The organism is Jiangella muralis (assembly GCF_001270745.1).
Classification (GTDB): domain Bacteria; phylum Actinomycetota; class Actinomycetes; order Jiangellales; family Jiangellaceae; genus Jiangella; species Jiangella muralis.
Genome location: NZ_KQ434757.1, coordinates 153,337 through 175,357, shown reverse-complemented (window position 1 = coordinate 175,357; position 22,021 = coordinate 153,337). Strand labels below are relative to the sequence as shown.

Annotated in this window: 19 protein-coding genes and 1 pseudogene; 12 read left to right on the top strand and 8 right to left on the bottom strand. The window is 73.1% G+C overall.

All coding sequences use genetic code 11. The features are described from left to right. Nucleotides 1-50 precede the first annotated feature (50 nt). Nucleotides 51-386 (top strand): histone-like nucleoid-structuring protein Lsr2, encoded by a 336-nt coding sequence (locus ACW62_RS14240; RefSeq protein ID WP_053204770.1) that lies wholly within the window; start codon nucleotides 51-53, stop codon nucleotides 384-386. 113 nt (nucleotides 387-499) lie between these two features. Here ACW62_RS14240 and ACW62_RS14235 read toward each other — a convergent pair whose 3' ends face one another. Next, nucleotides 500-1,348: a fumarylacetoacetate hydrolase family protein gene (locus ACW62_RS14235; RefSeq protein ID WP_053204769.1), complete on the bottom strand. Its 849-nt coding sequence runs from the start codon at nucleotides 1,346-1,348 to the stop codon at nucleotides 500-502. A gap of 27 nt (nucleotides 1,349-1,375) precedes the next feature. After that, nucleotides 1,376-2,587 (bottom strand): alpha-hydroxy acid oxidase, encoded by a 1,212-nt coding sequence (locus ACW62_RS14230; RefSeq protein WP_053204768.1) that lies wholly within the window; start codon nucleotides 2,585-2,587, stop codon nucleotides 1,376-1,378. Nucleotides 2,588-2,649: 62 nt separating this feature from the next. Between ACW62_RS14230 and ACW62_RS14225 the strand changes: the two genes are divergently transcribed. Next, a complete protein-coding gene (locus ACW62_RS14225) occupies nucleotides 2,650-3,339 on the top strand; it encodes a FadR/GntR family transcriptional regulator (RefSeq protein WP_053204767.1) in 690 nt (229 codons plus the stop codon). Nucleotides 3,340-3,349: 10 nt separating this feature from the next. Here ACW62_RS14225 and ACW62_RS14220 read toward each other — a convergent pair whose 3' ends face one another. Further along, entirely contained in the window at nucleotides 3,350-3,721 is a 372-nt protein-coding gene (locus tag ACW62_RS14220; protein WP_053204766.1) for a hypothetical protein, read from the bottom strand. Between the two features lie 222 nt (nucleotides 3,722-3,943). On the opposite strand from ACW62_RS14220, the gene ACW62_RS14215 reads away from it, so the two are divergent. Further along, a complete protein-coding gene (locus ACW62_RS14215; protein ID WP_083459747.1) occupies nucleotides 3,944-5,230 on the top strand; it encodes a sugar phosphate isomerase/epimerase family protein in 1,287 nt (428 codons plus the stop codon). A gap of 49 nt (nucleotides 5,231-5,279) precedes the next feature. Here ACW62_RS14215 and ACW62_RS14210 read toward each other — a convergent pair whose 3' ends face one another. Both ACW62_RS14210 and ACW62_RS14205 read right to left on the bottom strand, forming a co-directional pair. Next, nucleotides 5,280-8,996, bottom strand: a complete 3,717-nt coding sequence (locus ACW62_RS14210; protein ID WP_053204764.1) for an ABC transporter ATP-binding protein — start codon at nucleotides 8,994-8,996, stop codon at nucleotides 5,280-5,282. A gap of 83 nt (nucleotides 8,997-9,079) precedes the next feature. Beyond that, nucleotides 9,080-9,658: a Uma2 family endonuclease gene (locus ACW62_RS14205; protein ID WP_053204763.1), complete on the bottom strand. Its 579-nt coding sequence runs from the start codon at nucleotides 9,656-9,658 to the stop codon at nucleotides 9,080-9,082. Between the two features lie 198 nt (nucleotides 9,659-9,856). Between ACW62_RS14205 and ACW62_RS14200 the strand changes: the two genes are divergently transcribed. From ACW62_RS14200 to ACW62_RS14190, 3 genes are all read left to right on the top strand, one after another. Beyond that, complete coding sequence (locus tag ACW62_RS14200) at nucleotides 9,857-11,428, top strand: molybdopterin-dependent oxidoreductase (RefSeq protein WP_053204762.1); 1,572 nt, start codon at nucleotides 9,857-9,859, stop codon at nucleotides 11,426-11,428. Nucleotides 11,429-11,478: 50 nt separating this feature from the next. Next, nucleotides 11,479-12,165, top strand: a complete 687-nt coding sequence (locus tag ACW62_RS14195) for a fasciclin domain-containing protein (RefSeq protein ID WP_053204761.1) — start codon at nucleotides 11,479-11,481, stop codon at nucleotides 12,163-12,165. 102 nt (nucleotides 12,166-12,267) lie between these two features. Continuing rightward, a complete protein-coding gene (locus ACW62_RS14190; RefSeq protein WP_053204760.1) occupies nucleotides 12,268-13,614 on the top strand; it encodes a cryptochrome/photolyase family protein in 1,347 nt (448 codons plus the stop codon). On the opposite strand, the pseudogene ACW62_RS36525 reads toward ACW62_RS14190, so the two are convergent. Then, nucleotides 13,615-13,707, bottom strand: a pseudogene (locus tag ACW62_RS36525) (DUF1365 family protein); the annotation flags it as partial. It lies immediately after the preceding gene. Nucleotides 13,708-13,930: 223 nt separating this feature from the next. On the opposite strand from ACW62_RS36525, the gene sigK reads away from it, so the two are divergent. The 5 genes from sigK to ACW62_RS14165 all read left to right on the top strand — a co-directional run bounded on the left by sigK (nucleotide 13,931) and on the right by ACW62_RS14165 (nucleotide 19,458). Next, nucleotides 13,931-14,530, top strand: a complete 600-nt coding sequence (gene sigK / locus ACW62_RS14185; RefSeq protein ID WP_053204759.1) for an ECF RNA polymerase sigma factor SigK — start codon at nucleotides 13,931-13,933, stop codon at nucleotides 14,528-14,530. Beyond that, entirely contained in the window at nucleotides 14,527-15,318 is a 792-nt protein-coding gene (locus tag ACW62_RS14180; RefSeq protein ID WP_083459743.1) for an anti-sigma factor, read from the top strand. Before sigK ends, ACW62_RS14180 begins: the two co-directional genes overlap by 4 nt. A gap of 800 nt (nucleotides 15,319-16,118) precedes the next feature. Then, nucleotides 16,119-18,008, top strand: coding sequence for a hypothetical protein (locus tag ACW62_RS14175; RefSeq protein WP_053204757.1), 1,890 nt, complete (start codon nucleotides 16,119-16,121; stop codon nucleotides 18,006-18,008). After that, nucleotides 18,005-18,838 carry a DUF4397 domain-containing protein gene (locus ACW62_RS14170; RefSeq protein WP_053204756.1) on the top strand — a complete coding sequence of 278 codons (834 nt, stop codon included), beginning with the start codon at nucleotides 18,005-18,007 and terminating at the stop codon, nucleotides 18,836-18,838. Before ACW62_RS14175 ends, ACW62_RS14170 begins: the two co-directional genes overlap by 4 nt. After that, nucleotides 18,835-19,458 carry a sortase domain-containing protein gene (locus ACW62_RS14165; RefSeq protein WP_053204755.1) on the top strand — a complete coding sequence of 208 codons (624 nt, stop codon included), beginning with the start codon at nucleotides 18,835-18,837 and terminating at the stop codon, nucleotides 19,456-19,458. The genes ACW62_RS14170 and ACW62_RS14165 overlap by 4 nt, the downstream gene beginning before the upstream one ends. Before the next feature lie 12 nt (nucleotides 19,459-19,470). On the opposite strand, the gene ACW62_RS14160 is transcribed toward ACW62_RS14165, so the two are convergent. Then, nucleotides 19,471-19,758 carry a winged helix-turn-helix domain-containing protein gene (locus ACW62_RS14160; protein WP_053204754.1) on the bottom strand — a complete coding sequence of 96 codons (288 nt, stop codon included), beginning with the start codon at nucleotides 19,756-19,758 and terminating at the stop codon, nucleotides 19,471-19,473. 182 nt (nucleotides 19,759-19,940) lie between these two features. Between ACW62_RS14160 and ACW62_RS14155 the strand changes: the two genes are divergently transcribed. Beyond that, nucleotides 19,941-20,666 (top strand): hypothetical protein, encoded by a 726-nt coding sequence (locus ACW62_RS14155; RefSeq protein WP_053204753.1) that lies wholly within the window; start codon nucleotides 19,941-19,943, stop codon nucleotides 20,664-20,666. A gap of 7 nt (nucleotides 20,667-20,673) precedes the next feature. Here the strand turns inward: ACW62_RS14155 and ACW62_RS14150 are convergent, their stop codons facing one another. Continuing rightward, entirely contained in the window at nucleotides 20,674-21,813 is a 1,140-nt protein-coding gene (locus tag ACW62_RS14150; protein WP_205629341.1) for a L,D-transpeptidase family protein, read from the bottom strand. Nucleotides 21,814-22,021 lie beyond the last annotated feature (208 nt).

Below are 22,021 nucleotides of genomic sequence, written 5' to 3'. Positions count from 1 at the left end.
AGTGACGGCATACCTAATCTTCGAGTTCAACCCCGCAGGAAGGATCAACGATGGCGCAAAAGGTTCAGGTGATTCTGCTCGACGATCTCGATGGCGGTGAAGCCACCGAGACCGTGAGCTTCGCCTTGGACGGAGCCACGTACGAGATCGATCTGTCGACCAAGAACGCCGGCAAGCTCCGCGACGCCATGGCGCCCTACGTCGCCTCGGCCCGCCGGGCGTCGGCACGGCGGGGACGCGGGCGAGCCGCCGCCACCGGCGGGCGGGCCAGCCGCACCGACACCACGGCTATCCGTGAATGGGCTCGCGACCAGGGCCTGAAGGTGTCCGACCGGGGCCGTATCCCGTCCGACATCCTGGCGAAGTACGAGTCCGCGCACGGGTGACGACACGTCGTCAACGCATCAACCGCGGAGATGCACGGAGGATGTGAAGCGGGAAGGGGCCGGCGCCTGGTTCAGGCGGCCGGCCCCTCGCGTGTCTCGGGAGCGGGTGTGACCTACGCGTCGGCGAAGACCTGGCGCTGCCGGCCGAGCCCGTCGATCTCCAGCTCCACGACGTCGCCGGCCCGCAGGTAGGGCTGGCCGGGCAGGCCCATCGCCACTCCGGCGGGGGTGCCGGTGTTCACCAGGTCGCCCGGCTCGAGCACCATGAACTGGCTCAGGTACCAGACGACGTGCGCGATGCCGAAGATCAGGTCGGCAGTGGTGCCGTCCTGCCGCTGCTCGCCGTTCACCCACAGCCGCAGCCCCAGCTTGCCGGGGTCGTCGACCTCGTCGGCCGGCACCAGCCACGGGCCGAGCGGGTTGAACGTCTCGCACGACTTGCCCTTGTCCCACTGGCCGCCGCGCTCGAGCTGGAACTCCCGCTCCGAGACGTCGTTGGAGATGACGTAGCCGGCGATGACGCCCAGCGCGTCCTCGGGGGAGTCGAGGTAGCGGGCCTGCTGGCCGATGACGACGCCCAGTTCGACCTCCCAGTCGGTCTTCACGCTGCCGCGCGGGACCAGCACGGTGTCGTTCGGGCCGATGACGGTGTTCGGCGCCTTCATGAAGATGATCGGCTCCGGCGGGATCGCCGCGCCGGTCTCGGCGGCGTGGTCGCGGTAGTTCAGCCCGATGCAGACCACCTTGCCGGGACGCGCGATCGGGGCGCCGACGCGCCCGCCCGCCGGCAGCTGCGGCAGCCCGCCCTCGGCGAGTGCGGCGCGGGCCCGCGCGACACCGTCGCCGGACAGGAACGCGCCGTCGATGTCGCCGGTGACCGCGCTCAGGTCGTAGACCGTGCCGTCGTCGGCGCGGACGGCGGGACGCTCAGCGCCCCGGTCACCGATGCGCATCAGTTGCATGTCGTCTCCTCGTGAAGAGTGTGCGGATCAGGGGAGCCGGACGTGGCTGGGGTTCAGCTCGTCCACGGTACGGGCGCCGAGCAGCTGCATGGTGCGCCGGACCTCGGTCGTCAGGATCTCGGCGGCCCGGGCCACGCCGCGCTCGCCGCCGGCCATCAGCCCGTACAGGTAGGCGCGGCCGACCAGGCAGGCGTCGGCGCCCAGCGCCTTCGCCGCCACGATGTCCGCGCCGCTGGTGATGCCGGTGTCGAGGTAGATCTCGGTGCGGTCGCCGACCGCCGCGGCCACGTCGGGCAGCAGCCGCAGTGGCACCGGCGCGCGGTCCAGCTGGCGGCCGCCGTGGTTCGACAGCACGATCGCGTCGGCCCCGGCGTCGACCACCCGCTGCGCGTCGTCGACGGTCTGGACGCCCTTGACGATCAGCGGCCCGGACCAGATCGAGCGCAGCCAGGCGAGGTCGTCGATGGTCATCGTCGGGTCGAACAGCATGTCCAGCAGTTCGGCGATGGTGCCCTTCCACGACGTCAGCGACGCGAACTGCAGAGGCTTCGTCGTCAGCATGTTCATCCACCAGGCCGGGTGCGCGGCGGCGTCGAGCACCGTCTTCGCCGTCAGCGTCGGCGGGATGGTGAACCCGTTGCGCACGTCGCGCAGCCGGGCTCCCGCCACCGGCACGTCGACGGTGAGCATCAGCGCGTCGAAGCCGGCGTTCGCGGCCCGCTTCACCAGGTCCTCGCCGGCCGAGCGGTCCTTCCACACGTACAGCTGGAACCATTTGCGCGCCCGCGGCGCCGCGGCGGCGACGTCCTCGATGGACGTCGTGCCCATCGTCGACAGCGAGTACGGGATGCCGGTGCGCTCGGCGACCCGGGCCACGGCGCTCTCGCCCTCGTGGTTCATCATCCGGGTGAAGCCGGTCGGGGCGAACGCGAACGGCTGTGCGGCCGGCCGGCCCAGCATCGACGTGGTGGTGTCGACCTCGGACACGTCATGCAGGACGGACGGCCGGAACTCCAGGTTCGCGAACAGCGACCGGGCCCGGCGCAGGCTGATCTCGGCCTCCGCCGCGCCGTCGGTGTAGTCGAACACCGACCGCGGCGTGCGCATGCGGGCGATGCGCCGCAGGTCGGCGATGGTCAGCGCGTTCGCCAGCCGGCGGTCGGTCGGGTTCAGCGTGGGCCGCTTCGTGCGCAGCAGCGGCCTGAGCTCGGACCAGCGGGGGAGTTGTCGGTCGGTCATGGAGCGGCTCCGTGGACGTCAGCCATGTGGTCAGACCACAAGGTATCAGTAGGGTTCCGAGCATGAGGACCCACGAGCTGGTGCTCCGTCAGGTGGAGGCCGACCTGGCGGCGGGGAAGCTGCGGCTGGGTGACCGCCTGCCCGGCGAACGGGCGCTGGCCGGCGAGCTCGGCGTCAGCCGGCCGTCGGTCCGCGAGGCGATCCGCGTCCTCGAGGCCATGGGCGTCGTCCGCACCGCGGTCGGCTCCGGCCCCGACGCCGGCGCCGTCATCGTCGCCGACCCCGGCTCGCCGCTGACGGCCACGCTGCGGCTGCACCTCGCCACCAGCCACCTGCCGATGGGCGACATCGTCCAGACCCGCGTGCTCCTGGAGTCGTGGGCGGTCCGCGAGGCGGCCGGACGGGCCACTCCGGCGCAGGTCGCGGCGGCGCGGCAGCTGCTCGACGCCATGGACGAGCCGGACCTCCCGCGCGAGCGGTTCCACCTCCTCGACGCCGAGTTCCACGTCGCACTGGCCAGCCTCGCCGACAACGTGCTGGTGTCGACGATCATGGCGTCGCTGCGCGAGGCCATTCACGGCTACGTCATCGCGGCCGCGCCGCACGTGCCCGACTGGGCCCCCGTCGCCGCCCTGCTCCGCGCCCAGCACCGCGCCGTCCTCGCCGCCGTCGCCGACGGTGACGGCGACCTCGCCGCCGCGCTCGTCGCCGAGCACATCCAGGGCTTCTACAAGGCCTCGCGCGTCGGCTGAGCGCGCGGCGTCAGGCGTCCGGGAACGGGTCCTCCGGCAGCAGGCCGTCCAGCTCGGCGTCGGCGGCGTGCACCTCCGCCACGTACTCGGCCTCGATCTCGTAGGAGCGCGACCCGAGTCGGAACGTCGGGGCCGGGACGAACTCGACCGGCCCGAGCCGGGTCGCGCGCGGGTACTGCAGGTTCACGTCGGTCGGCCGGCCGCGGTGCAGCAGGCCACCGGTGAGGACGGCGATGCGCCGGTCGGTGATCGCGATGTAGCAGTCGATACCGGACATCATGCTGCCGATCCAGACCGTGGTGACCGGGATCAGGTAGCCGATCTCCTCGCCGGACTCGAGGAGGTCCTGGCACTGACGGCGGACGTGCGCGGGCACCGGCATGCCTCACTTTGGCACAGCGATCGGCGGGCACGGCGTCGCCATGGCGCAAACCGGACAATCACGATCTAGAAGGGTCGAAGTTACGGCGGGATGCCGCTACTGTTTCCCCAGCATCGGGGCGGCTTTCCACGCATTTCGTCGAAAGTTTCGGCCGCAGCCAGCTCCGGTGAGTGAGCATCTCGAGCAACGGTCCCGCACTTCCGACGGAGCGAGGAGACGACCATGGCTCAGGAACACAGGTTGAGCCGGCGCCGGCTGCTGACGATCAGCGCCGGCACGCTCGCGGCAGCAGCCATCGTGCCGGCCACGCCGGCGTTGGCCGGTCCGCTGGTGCGCAACGTGCCCAATCCGCTGCTGCCCCCGGGCAAGCGCGGCACCATCCTGTACACCCAACGCGACGCGACCGCGCGGCGCGGCATCTGGAACAACCCCGCCCCGACCATGGGCCAGCTCGGCGGCCCGAACTTCCCGGCCGACCCGAACGACCTCGGCCCGACGGTCGCGCTGCCCGGCGGCTTCCGCGAGGTGTTCCAGTTCCTGGCGAACGCCGGCTTCAAGCAGGTCGAGTTCGCCGGGTACGGCCAGCACGCCGACAACCAGGGCGGCAACGTTCCGCCGCTCACCCAGGGCAGCACGCTGCTGCGGCAGAACTTCCCCGCGTACCTGGACTACGCGCGGACGCTGCGCGGCTTCCTCGACGAGGCCGGGCTGGAGGCCATCGGCAACCACGGCTTCATCCCGAACAGCTGGCCGGGCGGCCCGAACGGCGGCATGACGGCCGACGACTACGACCGCTTCCAGATCGAACTCGAGTTCGCCTCGATCATGGGCATGCCCTACATGGGCACCGGCGGCGACCCGACCGGCAGCGGGGCGAAGGAGGCGTGGGACGTCGCCGGGCAGAAGTGGGAAGCCCTGAACGACCTCGGCCGGCAGTGGCGGATCTCGATCTACCCGCACAACCACGCCGACGCCTACGGCTTCCTGCAGGACGGCCCGATGGTGCAGGTGACGGTCGACCGGGTGACCGGCGACCCACTGCCGCAGCCGCAAATGGTGCGCGGCGAGTCCGGCATCCGCCGGATGCAGTACTACCTGGACATCACGCCGAGCACGAAATGCTACTGCGAGATCGACATCTACTGGGCACACTCGGCGCAGCACCGGTTCCGCTGGTACTACGACTGGGACGGCCAGCGCCGCGAGAGCATCTTCAGCCCGATCGACCAGATCGCCGCGCAGCCGCTGCGCTACCCGCTCTACCACGCCAAGGACGGCGACCGCCGCGACGACCAGCCGGTCGGCGTCGGCGAGGGCTACCGGATGATCCCGTTCGGCGACCCCCGCAGCGACATCGACTACGACGCGATCTTCCGCCGGCACCGCCCGCGCGGCTACCACAACCCCAACTACGAGGACGACTCCGCGCCCGGCGGCGCCGGTGACCCGGGCCGTTCGTTGCGGCACGCGATCATCAGCGGCACGAACATGTCCAACATGGCGCGCTGAGACTCCCCGGCCGGCCGGGCCACCCCGGCCGGCCGGGTGATCAGCCCGCTCAGCTCGCTCTGGTCAACACCCGCTCCACGTACCTCGGGGCCGGCTCGTCGGTGGCGATGCGGCCGTCCGCCACCTCGACGACGCGGTCGACCCAGTGCAGTGACTGTGGCCGGTGCGTGACGACGATGGTGGTGCGGCCGGCCGACGCCACGCGCATGGCCTGGTTGACCTTCCGTTCGCTGGCGAGGTCGAGGTTCGACGTCGCCTCGTCGAGGATGAGGATCGACGGGTCGCCGAGCAGCGCCCGGGCCAGGCACACCAGTTGCCGCTGGCCGGCCGACAGCGACCGCCCCCGCTCGGCCACCACGTGGTGGTAGCCGCCCGGCAGCCGGGTGACGAACTCGTGCGCCCCGACGGCGCGGGCGGCCGCCTCGACCTCGGCGTCGCTGGCGTCCGGCCGTGCGTAGGCGATGTTGTCGCGGATGGTGCGTGAGAACAGGAACGGTTCCTGCGGCACGTACCCCAGGTGCCGCCGGTAGCTGGTGACGTCCAGGTCGTCGAGCGGCCGGCCGTCGACCAGCACGCGGCCGTCGGTGGGGTCGTAGAACCGGGCGACCAACTTCGACAGCGTCGACTTGCCGGCGCCGGTGCGCCCGACGAACGCGACCCGCTGGCCGGCCGGCACGTGCAGGTCGATGTCGCGGACGGCGTCGGTGGCGGCGCTGGCGTAGCGCAGCCGGACCTGCTCGAACCGGAGGTCACCGGCGATCGCGTCGACGGGGACGGCGTCGGGCCGCACCGGCGTCGACGTATCCAGCGCCAGCAGCCCGCGCACCCGGACCAGCCCCGTGCGGGCCCGCTGGTACACGTCGAACACCGACGACAACTGCTGGATCGGCGCGAACACCTGGGCGAGGTACAGCAGGAACGCGATCAGCGTGCCGAGCGCCAGCGTGCCGGCCTCGATGCGCTGCGCGCCCACCCAGAGCACGGCCGCGATGGCCAGCACCGAGAGCAGCTCGATCGCGGCGACGTACACCGCGGTGGCGTACAGCCCGCGCAGGCTGGCGGCGACGTACTGGCGGCCGAGGTCGGCGAAGCGTTCCAGGTTGACGGCCTCGCGCCGGAACGCGTGCGTCACCCGGATGCCGGCCATGCTCTCCTGCACGTCGGCGTTGATCGTCGACAGCAGCTCGCGGGCGTCGTCGTAGGCGACCGAGGCGCGCCGCCGGTACCACCAGGTGACGGCGGCGGCGAACGGCACGACCCCCAGCACGACCAGCGCCAGCATCGGGTCGAGCGCGACGACCACGACCGTCATGCCGGCGAACGTGGCGACGCTGACGACGGCGTTGATCAGCCCGACCTGGAACAGCTGGGCGATCGCGTCGACGTCGGAGGTCATCCGCGTCATCACCCGGCCGGCCTGCGTGCGGTCGTAGAAGTCGATGCCCAGCCGTTGCAGCTGCCCGAAGATGCGCACCCGCATCGCCAGCAGCAGCCGCTCGGTACTGCGCGTCGTCCACAGGAAACCGGTGCGTTGGTCCAGCCAGAGCAGCCCGACCAGCACCGCCGCGCCGAGGCACACCCACATCAGCACCGACTCGGAGCCGGCGCGCATCCCGTCGTCGACCGCCCGCTGCACCAGCATCGGGTTGGCCAGCGTGATGGCCGCCTCGAGGACGACCAGCGCGAGGCCCACCAGCAGGCCACCGACGTACGGGCGCAGGAACGACGCCAGCCGCAAGGGGCCGCGAGTGGAGTTCTCGCGGTCGAGGTCCACGCCCGGTGGGTCGGCGGGCGGCGGGAGCGCGGCGATGCGTTCGGCGACCGCCGGTGGCACGGTCATGTGCAGGCTGGGCAGTGAGCCGGTGGCGTCCTGCCGCGACTCCCACGCCGACGCCGTGGCCTCGAACCGCCCGGCCCGGGCGTGCGACATGAGATCGTCGGCGTGCTCGTCGCTGCCGGGTCCGTCGCCGAACAGGTCGCGGTACAGCGCGTTGCGTTCCAGCAGCTCGGCGTGCCCGCCCTCGTCGACCACCCGGCCGTCGTCGACCAGGACGACGCGGTCGGCCAGCCGCAGCGTGGACTCGCGGTAGGCGACCAGCAGGACGGTCCGGCTGGCGAGGAACGGTTCGAGGTTGGCGTGGATGCGCTCCTCGACGTTCACGTCGACCGACGAGGTGGCGTCGTCGAGCAGCAGGATGTCGGGCTCGGCGAGTAGCGCCCGCGCCAGCGCGACCCGCTGCCGCTGCCCGCCGGACAGCGTGATGCCCTGCTCGCCGACCACGGTGTCGTAGCCGTCGGGCAGCGCGTCGACGAACTCGTCGGCCATGGCTGCCCGGGCGGCCGTGCGGATCTCGTCCATGCTCGCGTCGGGCTTCCCGTACGCGATGTTCGCGGCGATGGTGTCGGAGAACAGGAAGCTGTTCTCGAACACCACGCCGATGCGGCGGCGCAGCTCGGGCAGCGACCACCGGCGCACGTCGATGCCGTCGACGGTGACCGTGCCGGCGTCGGTGTCGAAGAAGCGGGGCAGCATCGACAGCGCCGTCGACTTCCCGCAGCCCGACGGCCCCACCAGCGCGACCGTCTCGCCCGGCCGCACCTCGAGGCTGAAGTGCCGCAGCACCTGGTGGCCGTCGCCGTCGGCGTAGGCGAAGCGGACCCGGTGGAAGGAGACCGCGCCGCCCCGCTCGTCGGCGGGCACCGGGCGCAGCGGCTCGGTGATCTCGGCCCGCAGGTCGAGCAGTTCGCCGACCCGCTCGGTGGACGCCTTGCACAACGGCGCGTTGGTGAGCACCATGCCGGCCACCCGGGCGGCGCCGATGAGTTCGGCCAGGTAACCGGTGCAGGCCAGGAAGACGCCGATGGTGAGCTGCCCCTGGATGACCAGCAGGCCGCCGGCCAGCAGCACCAGCACCTGGCCGAACAGCGGCGCGCCCTGCAGCGAGGCGATGAACGGCGCTCGCAGCCGGACCGCCCGGACCCTGGCGCGGAACATGTCGAGCAGCGCGCCGTGCAGCCGCTCGGTCTCGGCCGGCTGCTGGCCGAACGCGCGGACCACGCGGACGCCGGTGACGGCCTCCTCGACCCGGGAGGTCATCTCCGCCTCCCGGTCCTGGGCGTCCCAGCCGGCCGCGTACACCTGGCGGCGCTGCCGGTTCGTCACCGCGAACACCACCACGATGACGGCCACCACCAGCGCCGCGATCAGCGGCGACAGCGTGAACATGACGACGACCGCCAGCAGCGACGACAACAGCGTCGCCGCCACTTGCGGGATCCAGCTGAGCAGCATGTGCACGTAGCGCAGGTCGCCGCTGATGCGCGACACCAGCTGGCCGCTCTGCAGCTGCGCGTGGCCGGTGAAGTCGAGGCGCTGCAACGTGTCGTACACGTCGCGGCGCAGGTCGTCCTGGATGCGGAACGCGGTGACGCCACCGACGTGCCGCCACCAGCCGGACAGGAAGAAGCGGGCCACCGCCAGGCCGATGAGCAGCAGGATCATCGGCAGCAGCGGCGCACTGCGGTCAGTGATCGCGTCGTCGACGACCCGGCCCTGCGTGACCGGTACGGCGGCGACGGTGACCGCCCAGGCCAAGGCCACGACGACCGAGATGATCAGGGTGCCGCGGTGGCGGAGGAGGTACGGAGCGAGCCGGCGGAAGGTGCCGGGTGGCTGTGAGGGTTCGGCTGACGCGGCGGCCAGCGGCGGCGTTGACGGCTTGGCGGTCTGGGCTGAGGGACGCGCGGACGCGGTGCGGCTGGGCACAGGGAGCTCCCGAAGCAGCGGTCGGATTGTGATCACCCCGACTGGGGGTCGCCGAAAAGCCTACGCCCGGCCGGTCGGGCGGATCAACGGTCCGGAGCGAGCTCCGCGATCTCGATGTCGACCTCGAACGGCGCCCGGATGGGCGCCGTCTGGCCGGCCGTCCAGGTGCCCACCTCGGTGTAGGTGGTCGCGCCGGCGGGCAGCGCATACGCGGTGAGGCTGAGCTCGGGCCGGAACTCGACCCGCCAGAAGTGCGGGATGCCCGCCTCGGCGTACTTGGCGGGCTTGAGGATGCGGTCGTTCGAGACCGACCCCGGCGACACCACCTCGACCACGAGGAGCACATCGGATGCCCGCGCCTTGGACCCGCCCCGCCGAACGGCCTCGTGGCGGAGCAGGACGAGGTCGGGGATGAGGAACGTCGGGTCGATGTCGATGGCAACCGGACCGAGCGCGACGTCGGGCCTGGCGGCGTCCTTGATCAGATCGCGCAGGAGAACGGCGACCGCCTCGTGCCAGAGGCCCGCTGGTGGGGTCATCAGGAGCGCACCATCGACGATCTCGAACCGCCAGATCGACTCGGGCAGCGCGAGGAGATCGTCGAACGTCCACCATCGAGGGCTGGTCGGAAGCTCAACCGCCGGCATGTCGACCACCACCATCTGGGTTCTCCTGTTCTGCTCAGCGTCGCACTGTTGTTCGGCATGCCGCCACTCTTGCTGGCAGCGGCGCCGCGTTCCACCGCCGAATCGCGAAATGTGGACAACCGCGGAAACCGGCCGCCCCTGTGGACAACCAGCCGAATAGCCGATTCCTGAACCCGCACCAATCCGGGGGCCGGACCGCGTCGAACACGGGGCATGACCGCGACGACGCACCGTTGGCGCACCCGAGGCCTGGCCGCCCTGGCCGGTATCGCGGCGGGCGGTCTGACGCTGGGCGTCGGGGAGTTGGTCGCGGCGCTCGTGGTGGAGCCGGCCGCGGCGCCGTTCCTGGCGGTCGGCAACACGTTCGTGGACCTGACGCCGGAGTGGTTGAAGAGCTTCGCCATCCGCACGTTCGGCGAGAACGACAAGCAGGTCCTGCTGGCCGGCATGGCCGGGGTGCTGCTGCTGGTGTCGGTGGCGGGCGGGCTGCTGGAGCTGTGGCGGCGGTGGGCCGGCGTGACGGTGCTGGCCGCTCTCGGCGCCGTGGCCGTCGCCGCGGCCCTGAACCGTCCGACGGCCACCGCGGCCTGGGCGCTGCCCACCGTCGCCGGCGCCGTCGCCGGAGCCGCCGCGCTCACCCTGCTGGTGGGCCGGCTCCGAGCCCGCGCGGCGGATGCTGATCCGAGGATCTCGGGGGAGTCCGCATCCGTCGCGCGGCCGCCGCGCCGTCAGGTCCTGCTGCTGACGGCGGCGGTCGCGGGGCTGGCCGTGGCCACGGCCCTCGGCGGGCGGCGGTTCGGGCAGACGCTGGCCGAGGTACGCGACGCCCGCGACGCGCTGCGGCTGCCGCCGCCGGCCGACCCGGCGCCCGCGGTCCCGGCCGCTGCCGAGCTGGACGTCGAGGGGCAGCCGCCGTTCCGGACCTCGAACCGCGAGTTCTACCGCGTCGACACCGCGCTCGACCTGCCGCGCGTGACGCCGGAGGAGTGGCGGCTGCGGATCCACGGGATGGTGGGGCGGGAGATCGAGCTCGACTTCACCGACGTGCTCGGGCTGGACCTGGTGGAGCGCATGATCACGCTGACCTGCGTCTCCAACGAGGTCGGCGGTGAGCTCGCCGGCAACGCCGTCTGGCTGGGCTACCCGCTGGCCGACCTGCTGGCCCGGGCGAACCCGGCCGGTGACGCCGACATGCTGCTCTCGACCAGCGTCGACGGGTTCACGGCCAGCACGCCGCTGGACGTGGTCACAGACGGGCGCGACGCGCTGCTGGCCATCGGCATGAACGGCGAGCCGCTGCCGGTGGAGCACGGCTTCCCGGCCCGGCTCGTGGTGCCCGGACTCTACGGCTACGTCTCGGCGACGAAATGGGTCACTGACCTGGAGCTGACCCGCTTCGACCGCGCCACCGCCTACTGGACCGACCGCGGCTGGGCGGCCGAGGCGCCGATCAAGACCGCGTCGCGCGTCGATGTGCCGCGCTCGTTCGCGGACCTGCCGGCCGGGCGCACCGTCGTCGCGGGCGTGGCCTGGGCGCAGCACCGCGGTATCCGGTCGGTCGAGGTGCAGGTCGACGACGGCGATTGGCAGGCCGCCGAGCTGGCCGCTGAGGCCTCCGTCGACACCTGGCGACAGTGGTTCTGGGAGTGGGACGCCGAGGCCGGCAACCACACCCTGCGGGTCCGCGCGACCGACGGCGCCGGCGACCGGCAGACCGACGAGCAGGCGCCGCCGTTCCCGGACGGGTCCAGCGGCTGGCATTCGGTGGTGGTGCGCGTGACCTGAGTCCCCGGCACCACCCACACCCATCAGACGAACCCGAGAGGAACCCGATCATGAAGCTCCTGACCAGGCGAGCCCCCGTCCTGCTGGCGACCGCCGCCGCCCTCACCCTCACGCTGTCCGCCTGCGGCGACGACGGCGACGACTCGACAGCGGGCGGCAGCTCCGCCGCGCCCTCGAACGACGCCGCCGACGAGCCGAGCGACGAGGCCAGCGAACCGGCCGACGAGATGACGGAGGAGCCGATGGCCGGTCCGGTCGGCCCGGGCTGCGCCGACTACGCGTCCCAGGTGCCCGACGGCGAGGGGTCGGTCGAGGGCATGTCCGACGACCCGGTCGCGGTGGCCGCGTCGAACAACCCGATCCTCACCACGCTGGTCTCGGCCGTGTCCGGCGAGCTGAACCCGCAGGTCAACTTGGTCGACACGCTGAACGGTGGCGAGTTCACCGTCTTCGCGCCGGTCGACGACGCGTTCGCGGCGGTCGACCCGGCGACGCTGTCGACGCTGTCGACCGACGCCGACCTGCTGACGACGGTGCTGACGTACCACGTGGTGCCCGGCCAGCTGACGCCCGACCAGGTGATCGGCGAGCAGACGACGGTGCAGGGCGGTGCGGTGACCGTCGCCGGCACGCCGGACGCGATGACCGTCAACGACGCGAACGTGGTCTGCGGCGGTGTCACGACGGCCAACGCGACCGTCTACCTGATCGACGGCGTGCTGATGCCGCCGATGTGACGGACGAGCCCCGGCCGCCGGTCCCGCACGTCAGCGGGGCCGGCGGCCGGCGAGCGTTCTGCCATGGGGTACGGAGCTTGTGACGCAGACGGGAGGAGCGACGTGGCCGACGAACGCGCCGGGCGTGCAGCGGAACCCGGCCGGACGGCGGTGGTGCTGTTCACCCGGGATCTGCGCGTGCACGACCACCCGGCACTCGCCGCCGCCACCGAGCACGCCGACCGGGTGATGCCGCTGTTCGTGCTCGACGACTCGATCCTGAGCGGCCGGAACGCCGCGCCGAACCGGGCCGCGTTCCTGGCGCAGGCGCTGGCCGACCTGCGTGAGCGGCTGCGGGAGCGAGGCGGCGACCTGGTGCTGCGCCGCGGTGACGTGGTCGAGGAGACGATGGCCGCGGTCGCGGAGACCGGCGCGACGGCCTTGGTGTGCAGCGCCGACGTCAGCGGCTACGCGCAGCGCCGGGAGCGCCGGCTGGCCGACGCGTGCGCGGGGCAGGGCGTGCGGTTCCGGACCTACCCGGGCGTGACGGTGCTGCCGCCCGGCGCGCTGATCCCGGCCGGCGGCGACCACTACCGCGTCTTCACCCCGTACTGGCGGGCGTGGGACGCGGCGACGTGGCGCGAGCAGGTGGCGGCCCCGGCCCGGATCAGCAGCGGGGATCTCGACCGGATCGGCCGGCTGCCCGCCGTCGACGATCTCTCCGACGGCGTCACCTCGCCCGACCTGCCCGTTGGCGGCGAGACCGCCGGGCGCGCCGTCCTCGACCGGGCCGTCAGGCGCGCCGGTGACGGCGAGCCGGACCTCGACGACCTCGCCGGCGACCACACCTCGCGGCTGAGCCCGTACCTGCACTTCGGCTGCGTCTCGCCGCTGGAGGTGGCGAACCGGCTCGAGGAGAACGCGCCGGAGCAGGTGCGGCAGCTGGCCTGGCGCGACTTCCACCACCAGGTCACCGCCGCTGTGCCGTCCGTCAGCACCGAGGACTACCGAAGCCGCGCTGTCGAATGGCGCGACGACGCCGACGGGCTGCGGGCCTGGCAGGACGGGCGCACCGGCGTGCCGATCGTCGACGCCGGGATGCGCCAGTTGCTGCGCGAGGGTTGGATGCACAACCGGGCCCGGCTGATCACGGCGTCGTTCCTGACGAGGAACCTGAAGATCGACTGGCGGGCGGGCGCCGCGCACTTCTTCCGCTGGCTGGTCGACGGCGACGTCGCGACCAACGCGGGCAACTGGCAGTGGGTGGCCGGCACCGGCAACGACGCCCGGCCGAACCGGGTGCTCAACCCGCTACGCCAGGCGAAGCGGTTCGACCCGGACGGCGCCTACGTGCGCCGCTACGTCCCGGAGCTCGCGCACCTCGACGGCGCGGCCGTCCACACGCCCTGGGCGCTGCCCGACGCCGATCGCAAGGCGCTGGACTATCCGGACCCGCTGCTCGACCTCTGACGCGACGACGCACCACGGCGCGCCGTCCGCGTCATGGCACCAGAACACCGTCAGCGGATTGAACACGTGCCCGAGCACAGCCGCGCTGGTGAGTCCGTCTCGGTGGTCGCGATGCCCAGTTCGCCGAACAACCGGGTCAGCCGCCGATAGGTTCGCTCGTTGTGCGCGAGGAACCCGCTGTCCACGGCGATCGGCGCGCGGCCGCGCCCGGGACGTCGTGCGTGTGCGCGGATTGGTGCGGACCGCGACCAATCCACCGTCCGCGCGGCTGCGAACACGGGGCAGTCAGGTGGACGATGACGGTGGAGGACGCTCGATGGTGACGTTGCGATCGGTGCCGGCCGATGAGCCGGATCCGGCCGGTGGGCCGGGGGACCGGCTCGGCCGGCTGCTCGACCACTGCGCCCGCGGCGACCACGCCGCCTTCGAGCAGGTCTACGACAGCATGGCCGGTCCGGTGCTGGGCATCGCGACGACGGTGGTCCGCAACCGGGCGCTGGCCGAGGAGGTCGCGCAGGAGGTGCTGGTCGAGGTGTGGCGGACGGCGTCGCGGTACCAGTCCGAACGGGGCAGCGCGCGCGGCTGGATCCTCACCATCGCGCACCGCCGCGCCGTCGACCGCGTCCGCCGCGAACAGGCCGGCAGCGACCGCGAAGAACGGGCCGCGCGGCGCGACGACGAGCGGCCGTACGACCATGTGGCCGACGAGGTGGAGGCGAACGTGGAGCGCGAACAGGTGCGCCGCTGCCTCGACTCGCTGACCGGCCTGCAGCGCGAGTCGATCGCGCTGGCCTACTACGACGGATACACCTATCGCGAGGTCGCGCAACTGCTGCATGCTCCCCTCGGTACGGTCAAGACGCGGCTCCGCGACGGCCTGGCCCGGCTGCGCGACTGCATGGGGGTGGGGCGATGAACGAGCCCGTGGACGCCGGCATCCACACGCTGGCCGCGCCGTACGCGCTGCATGCGCTGCCGCCGGACGAGGTGAGCCGGTTCGAGGAGCACCTGGAGCAGTGCGCCGACTGCCGCATCGAGGTCGACGAGCTGCGCGAGACCGCCGCCCGGCTCGGCGTCGCCGCCGCCGTCACGCCCCCGCCGCGGATGCGCGACGAGGTGCTCGCGCGGGTCGCCGAGGTGCGGCCGCTGCCGCCACGGGTATCCGCTGGTGAGGGGCAGCCGGGGGTAGCCGCCGGGTTGCCGCCGGGTCCGGCCGCCGGGCGGGCGGTGCGTCGCTGGTGGCCGCGGGTCGCGACCGGCCTGGCAGCGGCGGCCGTGGCGGCGATCGTGGTGCTCGGGATCCGGCTGAACGAGGTGCAGTCCGACCTCGACCGGTCGCAGCAGATCGGCGCGCAGTTGCGGCAACTGGTCGGCGCCGAGGACATGGAGATGGTGCGGGTCGGCTCGCCCGAGGACGGCCAGGGCACCGTGCTGGTGGCGCGGTCGCTGGACGTCGCCGTGTTCATCGGCGACGGCATGGCGCCGGCGCCGGCCGGCCACACCTACCAGCTGTGGCTGATGCACGACGACGGCGGCGTGGTGTCCGCCGGGGTGCTCGGCAGCCCGCCCGACGGCCACGTCGGCCCGTTCACCGCCCGTGGCCTCGCCGGCGCCGACCGACTCGGCATCACCGTCGAGCCGGACGGCGGGTCGCCGCAGCCGACCACGGACCCCGTCATGCTGATCGACCTGCCGACGGCCTGATCGGCCGGGCCGCCCTGGGTGGACCGGCGCGGGTGCCGTCGCGGCTGGGGCGGCGCTGCGGTCGGTCGGGCGGCGCGGTCGCGGATGGGACGGAGCCGGTCGCGGTTGGACGGCGTCGCGGTCGTTCAGCGTGAGGTAGGCATGACCCGCCCCTGTGGGGTGGGACCCCACCCTACGGGCGGGCACTGACATGGTCGCGTCGCATTGATGGGCAGACGACCTACTCACGGCCTGCGCGGCGGTGATGGGCCGACTGCCACGTCGATGACCACAGCCTTCTTCGATAGCGAGAAACGTCCGAACAGCCTCTCGAACACGACTCCCGCTATCGAAGACGGCTCCGGGAGTCGAGGACACCAACGGTGCACCGGCAGCAACGGCCAACGGCAGCCAGCCAGGCGAACGGTGCACCCGGGCGGGCCTGGGCCCGCACTTCCCCCGCCCCACTGCGGCAAAACGGCGAACGCCATCGTCGACGAGACGTCCACCATGATCATCCACCTTTTGAGCTGCTATGACAGCCCAGAAGGTGGATGATCAGGATTTACTGGCGGCCGTGTGTGCTGACGGCCCGCGCGGCGTGCTGGCCCGACGATCTACCGGCGGCGCGCGACACCGGCTGCCTGTCCAGGCAATATCGCGACAATTCCCCTCACATAGTCACATTCCGGTATACACTCCGGCCGAAGACTTTCTGGTCAGGAACCGCGAGCCTGACCTGCCTGGCGATCATGGCGTGGTTTGCCGCGCCATGGGCCGGCGCGCAGGTCTGTGCGACACCTCGGGGGGAGGCGTCGGCGTTGCGCGACACCGTGTCGACCCTGCCCGCGTTGCCGCTGGACCTCGACGACCTGCGGCTGCCGATCCCGGTGCCGCCGAGGCCGCCGCGGCCGCGCCGGGTGCGGGCCTGGTTCCGGCGGCACGGTCCGGACCTCGCCTGGCTGGCGCCGCTGCTGACGCTGGCCGGTTACGTGCACGCCGCCGGGATGACCCGCTCGCCCGCGTTCACCGAGGCCGAGGGTCGCACGATGGCCCGGATCGCGGCCGGCGTCCCCGGCGACTTCGGCGCCGCCCAGCTGGCGGCGTGGATCGAACCGACCGGGGCGCTGGACCGCGCGGAGCACACCGTCGCCGCCGGCCGCGAGGCGATGCTGGTCGTCCTGCTGCTGGGCGTCGTCCTGCTGTGGGTGCTGGCCCGCCGGCTCGGGGTGGCCCGGCCGGCCGCCGCGGTCGCCGTCGTCCTCTTCGCCGTCTCGCCGCTGGCGCTGCACCTGCACCGCCTGGTGCTGGCCGAGAACGTCGCCGTGCTGTGGATGCTGCTCGCGTTCGTGCTGGCGACGGCGCGGCGCGGGCGGCCGGTGGCGTTCCCGGCCGCTGGGGTCGCGGTGCTGCTGGCCGCACTGACGCAGGAAACGTTCGTCGTCGTCGCGCCGTTCGTCGTGTGGACGATGTGGCAGCAGGTGACGGCGCGACGGTGGCGGCTCGCGGTGGCCGGGGTGGCCGCCGCGGCGGGCGCCGGCGCCTACGGGTACGTGCTCGCGTCGCTGGGTGAGCTCGGCGGCGCCGCGCCGGAACGGTGGTGGACGCTGGATCCGGTGCTGGTGGCGATCGGGCCGGTGGCGGCGGGCGCCGCGCTGCTGTTCCCGGCGCTGCGTCCGCCGGCCGCCACGCTGATCACGCTGGTGCTGCTAGCCGTCGTGCCGGGCGGACCGGCGCCCGCCGCGCTGCCGCTCGCGGCGGTCCCGCTGGCCGCGCTGCTGGTGCCCGCGACGGCGCATCGGCTGGTCGTCCGGCTGCTGGCGGTGCGCGGCCGGCCGGAGGCGATGCCGCTGGCCATCATGACGACGACCGCGGCGGCCGCGCTGATCGTCGCGGTGACGGCGACCTGGCCGGGCGAGCTGGGTCCGCTGCTGCGCGACGACCCGGTCGCGCCGGTCGCCCAGGCCGAGCGCTGGCTGACGGCGAACGTGCCGCGTGACGGCCGGCTGGTGGTCGACCACCCGCTGCGGGCGGACCTGCTGCGGTCCGGGTTCGCGGCGGACGGGCTGGTGCCGTTCACCAGCTTCCCGGCCGACGCCGTCGCGGAGGGCGGGCCGCTCGACCCGCGCCCGCCTGGCTGGACCCACTACGACTACGTCGTGTCGACGGCGGCGCTGCGCACCGACGACGCCGACCGGCCCGACGTCCGGTCCGCGCTGGCCGAGTCGACCGTCGTCGCGTCGTTCGGGCTCGGCGACGGCCGGGTGGAGATCCGGGCGATCCACCCACTCGGCCGGGACGTCGCCGAGACGGTCGCCGCCGGGGACCGGCGCACCGTCGGCTACGCGACCGGCCAGCTGCTCCGCAACGACGCCCTGACCTTCGACGCCGCCGCGCGCGCCGTCGCGTCGGCCGGGCTGGTCGATCCGCGGCTGGTGATCGTCCTCGGCAAGCTGTCCGGCACCCACGAGCTGGCCGTGTCGCTGCCCGCGCTGCCGGGCGAGGACGCCGGGGTGCGCCGCCGGCTCGTGCTCACCGGCCTGCCGACGGAGGACGAGGCGGCCCGGCTGGCGCTCTGGCTGCTCGGGCAGCCGCCGCCGTTCACGCCGTCGCAGGTCGACACGGACGGGACCACCGTCATCGCCACGTACTCGCTGACCGCACCGCGCGGCCTGCTCCCCGACCCGCCACCTCCCGAGGAGATCCCATGAAACGCATCGTCAGGTCCCTGGCCACGGCCGTGGGAGTCGTCGCCCTGGCCGCCGGCACCGCCACCGGCGCCCAGGGGAGCGAAGAGCCGGCGGCGACGGGCTGGGCCCGGCTGGCGCACCTGTCACCGGACACCCCGGAGGTCGACGTCAGCCTGACCGGCCTCGACGGCGAGTCCGTGCTGGAACTGCAGGACGTCGGCTACGGCGACGTGTCCGGCTACGCGCGGCTGCCCGCCGGGACCTACACGGCGGCGATGCGCCCGGCCGGCGCGCCGGCGGACTCCGAGCCGGTGATCACGGCGGCGGTCGAGATCGAGGACGGGGTCGCGATCACGGTCGCGGCGGTCGGCCTGAACGCCGACCTGTCCGGCCGCATCCTCGTCGACGACCTGACGGCACCGGCGGCGGGCCAGGCGCGCGTGCGGCTGATCTCGGCGGCCGTCTCGTCGCCGGCGGTCACCGTCACGACCAGCACCGGCACCGTCCTGGCCGACGACGCCGCCTTCGGGACGGCGACCGGCTACAGCGAGGTGCCCGGCGGCCGCTGGACCCTCGACCTCAGCAGCGCCGCCGGCACCGGCAGCACCGACGTCGACCTCGCCGCCGGCAGCGTCAACACGCTCTTCGTCCTCGACGTCGACGGCGAGCTGAACGTCGTCGGGGTCGTGGACAGCACCGGCACGCCGGAGGCCCCGGCCGGCGGCGTGCGGACCGGCGGCCGCGGGCTCGAGACCTCGGCGGGCTGGGCGGAGCCGCTCGGCGCGGTGGCGCTGGTGGCCGGGCTGGCCGTCGTCACCGGGGTGCTGGCGCGCCGCCGACGGGTGTCATGAGGCGATCGGCGACGGCCCTGGTCGTGGCGGCCGTCGTCGCCGCCGGGCTCGGCGGGTGTGCGGACGGGACGGCGCCGGCTGCGGGCCGCGGGTCCGCGGCCGCGACGCCGGACGTCGCCGCGTCAGCCGAGGCCCCTGGGTCGGCCGGGGCCGCCGGGCCGCGCCCGATCCCGGTCGACGACACCGTGCCGGTCCGGGTGCGGATCCCGGCGATCGGCGTCGACAGCGCACTGGAGACCCTGCACCGTGGCGACGACGGGCGGCTGGCCGCGCCGGAGGACTGGCAGTCGGCGGGCTGGTTCGCCGGCGGCCCGGTCCCCGGCGCGCCCGGCCCGGCGGTCCTCGCCGGGCACGTCGACTCGCCGGTCGGTCCCGCCGTCTTCGCCGGCCTGTCGCGGCTGCGCCCCGGCGACCGGATCGAGGTGGACCTCAGCTCCGGCGTCGTCGCGGTGTTCGTGGTGGACGGCAGCCGCACGGTGCCACAGGCCGACTTCCCGGCCGAGGAGGTCTACGGCCCGGTGCCGGACCGCCAGCTGCGGCTGATCACCTGCCACACGTTCGACGAGTCCGCCGGTCACTACGTCGACAACCTGGTCGTCTTCGCGACGGCCAGCGCCTGACGCCGTCAGCAGTCAGCGAGTCCGGCGCGCGCCGGCGTCGTCGCTGTCGTCGATGGGCGTCGTCGCGATGACGAAGGTGCCCTTGCTCGGGTACGTCTCGACGATGCCGCGCTCGCGCAGCAGCTCCAGCGACCGGCGCACCGTGCCGATGCCCACCCCGTAGGTCCGCGCCATCTCCCGCTCGTTGGCCAGGCGTGCGCCGACCGTGATCCGGCTCTCGGCGATCTCGGCGAGGAGGTGGTCCGCGAGCCGGACGAAGACATAGCCGCGCACCTGGGGATCCGGATCGAAGTTCTCCACGGATCTAGAATCTAGAGCTTCCCCGACCTGCGGTTATCACCAGGACGCACAGACGTGCACCCCTGTGCGTCCGGCCGCGTCCTACGGCTCCCTATAGCAATTGTCCGGGCTTCGTGCGACCTTTTGGCTATTTGCAATGTACTCACGACCCCCGTCCCCGGGGGGATCGGAGACCGATCCGTATGCTGCCTCGCCTGCACTACGCCGCCTTCCACATCCCGGCTCTGGTGCCCGACCGGCCGTTGCCGGTCATCCAGATCCGGCGACCGGACGGCACCCTGATCGACGCGGTCCGTGGCCGTCCGTCCGTGCCGGGTCCGCGCGGCTGGGACGAACTGGTCCGGCGCCTGGGCTACCGGCCGGTCACCCGCTGGAGCGAGACCGACGTCGGGCTGGGCGGCGGCCCGGCGCACCTGTGCAAGGTCGAGCCGCTGCCCGCCGCGGTGTCGCCGGTCTCGGGCCTGCAGCCGCCCTGCGCCGCCTCCGTCGTGTTGTCCCGCACCGACGCCGAGCGGCTCGCCGTCCACCGCGGGCACGGCGCCTCCGGCGGGCCTGGCGAGGCCGACGCCCGCGCCGGCGACCTGATCGTGTGCGAGTACGCCGCCGGCCACCGGCTGCCGCACCTCGGGCTCGGTCAGCCTCGCGACCACGCCGCCGTCAGGACGCAGCCGTGGTGGTGGCTGCTCTGGTACGCCGACGACGTCATGCTCACCGAGGCGTTGCCCTGCGTCGTCGAGGGGCCTGCGCCGGACGGCGGCCGCGCCGTCGACGCCTGCTCCCTGCCACGCGGCCACGACGACGCCAGCCCGCCGCACAGCTGGCAGCTCGCCGACGTCCCGTCCGCCAGGGTCACAGCCGGGCCGGGGCCGAGGGCGGTCCGCGGCGACCGCCGCCCGGGCGAGCGCTGACGGTGCGTCAGGACCAGTAGACGATGACCTTGTCGCCGACGTTGACCTGGCCGAACAGCGACTCAATGGAGTCGCGGTCGCGGACGTTCACGCAGCCGTGCGACCCGCCGTTGTAGCCGTTGGCCGCGAAGTCGGGCGAGTAGTGCACCGCTTGGCCGCCGCTGAAGAACATCGCGAACGGCATCGGCGTGTCGTACAGCGACGACACGTGGTCGCGCGACTTGGAGTTCACCTGGAACTCGCCTTCGCGGGTGGGCAGCTCGTCGGTGCCGAACCTGACGTCGAGGGTCATCCGCACCTCGCCGTCGATGACCCAGCGCAGCGAGTTCGACGACTTGTCGATGCACAGCACCCGGCCGGTGAGGCAGCGCGGGTCGAGGCCGTCGGCGTCGCCGCCGTTGTTCTCGGGCTCGCGGTTGTGCAGTTCGTCGTCGGTGGGGGTGCGGGTCATCTCGACGATCTTGTCCCAGGTGCGCTGGTCGACCTCGCCGGTGGCGGGGAAGCCGCGCTTGTCCTGGAAGCCCTTGATCGACGCCGTGGTGGTGTCGCCGTAGGTGTCGGTGACGTCGCCGCTGAACCAGCCGATCTGCACGAGCCGGGCCTGCAGCTCGCGCACCTGGTCGCCGGTGTCGCCGGGGCCGAGGATCGTCGGGCCGGGGGTGAGCACGTTGTTCAGCTCGTCCTCGGTGGGCGTCTCGGTCATGCCGATCAGGGCGTCCCAGGTGGCCTGGTCGACGGAGCCGGTGGCGGGCAGCTCGCGCTTCTCCTGGAACCCGGAGACCGCGGTGGCGGTGACGTCGTCGAACTCGCCGGTGATGTCGGGCGCGTACCACTCCAGCTGCTTGAGCCGGGCCTGCAGCTCGCGCACCTGGTCGCCGCTGGCGCCGGCGACCATCAGGGCCTCCGGTGTGGGCGTGGTGGTGGGAGTCGGCGTCGGGGTGACCGTCGGGGTGGGTGTCGCCGTCGGGGTCGGGGTGTCCGATGGCTCCTCGGCCGGTGGCGTCGCGGTCTGGCCCGAACTCTGCGGGCTGGCCGACGCCGGCTCGTCGCGTCCGAACTGGTTCAGGCCGATGAGCACGGCCGACACCACGGCGACGGCGAGCACGGCGATGAGCGCGCCCATGCCGGCCTTCCTGCCACGCGTCACGATCGTTCCTCCCCCTCTTGACGGCGTCCCCTCGACGCCGCTCCCACCCTTGAAGACTCATCAAACCGCGACCAGGTTGCCGTATGGAGGCGGCAATCTCCATTACGACTCGGTATCGGCGACCGGGATTTCTCGGGTGATTTGCGGTTATCCAGCCAAAACAGCAGCAATCGAGCGCACTGTGCCAGGGAATCGGCCACCGCCGCAG

Bases quoted from the DNA above. Each gene is read 5' to 3' on its own strand.
- ACW62_RS14240 (WP_053204770.1), top strand. From the start codon at position 51: ATGGCGCAAAAGGTTCAGGTGATTCTGCTCGACGATCTCGATGGCGGT.
- ACW62_RS14205 (WP_053204763.1), bottom strand. From the start codon at position 9,658: ATGGTGGTGGTCGACATGCCGGCGGTTGAGCTTCCGACCAGCCCTCGA.
- ACW62_RS14220 (WP_053204766.1), bottom strand. From the start codon at position 3,721: ATGCCGGTGCCCGCGCACGTCCGCCGTCAGTGCCAGGACCTCCTCGAG.
- ACW62_RS14195 (WP_053204761.1), top strand. From the start codon at position 11,479: ATGAAGCTCCTGACCAGGCGAGCCCCCGTCCTGCTGGCGACCGCCGCC.
- ACW62_RS14225 (WP_053204767.1), top strand. From the start codon at position 2,650: ATGAGGACCCACGAGCTGGTGCTCCGTCAGGTGGAGGCCGACCTGGCG.
- sigK (WP_053204759.1), top strand. From the start codon at position 13,931: ATGGTGACGTTGCGATCGGTGCCGGCCGATGAGCCGGATCCGGCCGGT.
- ACW62_RS14155 (WP_053204753.1), top strand. From the start codon at position 19,941: ATGCTGCCTCGCCTGCACTACGCCGCCTTCCACATCCCGGCTCTGGTG.
- ACW62_RS14170 (WP_053204756.1), top strand. From the start codon at position 18,005: ATGAAACGCATCGTCAGGTCCCTGGCCACGGCCGTGGGAGTCGTCGCC.
- ACW62_RS14200 (WP_053204762.1), top strand. From the start codon at position 9,857: ATGACCGCGACGACGCACCGTTGGCGCACCCGAGGCCTGGCCGCCCTG.
- ACW62_RS14165 (WP_053204755.1), top strand. From the start codon at position 18,835: ATGAGGCGATCGGCGACGGCCCTGGTCGTGGCGGCCGTCGTCGCCGCC.
- ACW62_RS14180 (WP_083459743.1), top strand. From the start codon at position 14,527: ATGAACGAGCCCGTGGACGCCGGCATCCACACGCTGGCCGCGCCGTAC.
- ACW62_RS14235 (WP_053204769.1), bottom strand. From the start codon at position 1,348: ATGCAACTGATGCGCATCGGTGACCGGGGCGCTGAGCGTCCCGCCGTC.
- ACW62_RS14215 (WP_083459747.1), top strand. From the start codon at position 3,944: ATGGCTCAGGAACACAGGTTGAGCCGGCGCCGGCTGCTGACGATCAGC.
- ACW62_RS14230 (WP_053204768.1), bottom strand. From the start codon at position 2,587: ATGACCGACCGACAACTCCCCCGCTGGTCCGAGCTCAGGCCGCTGCTG.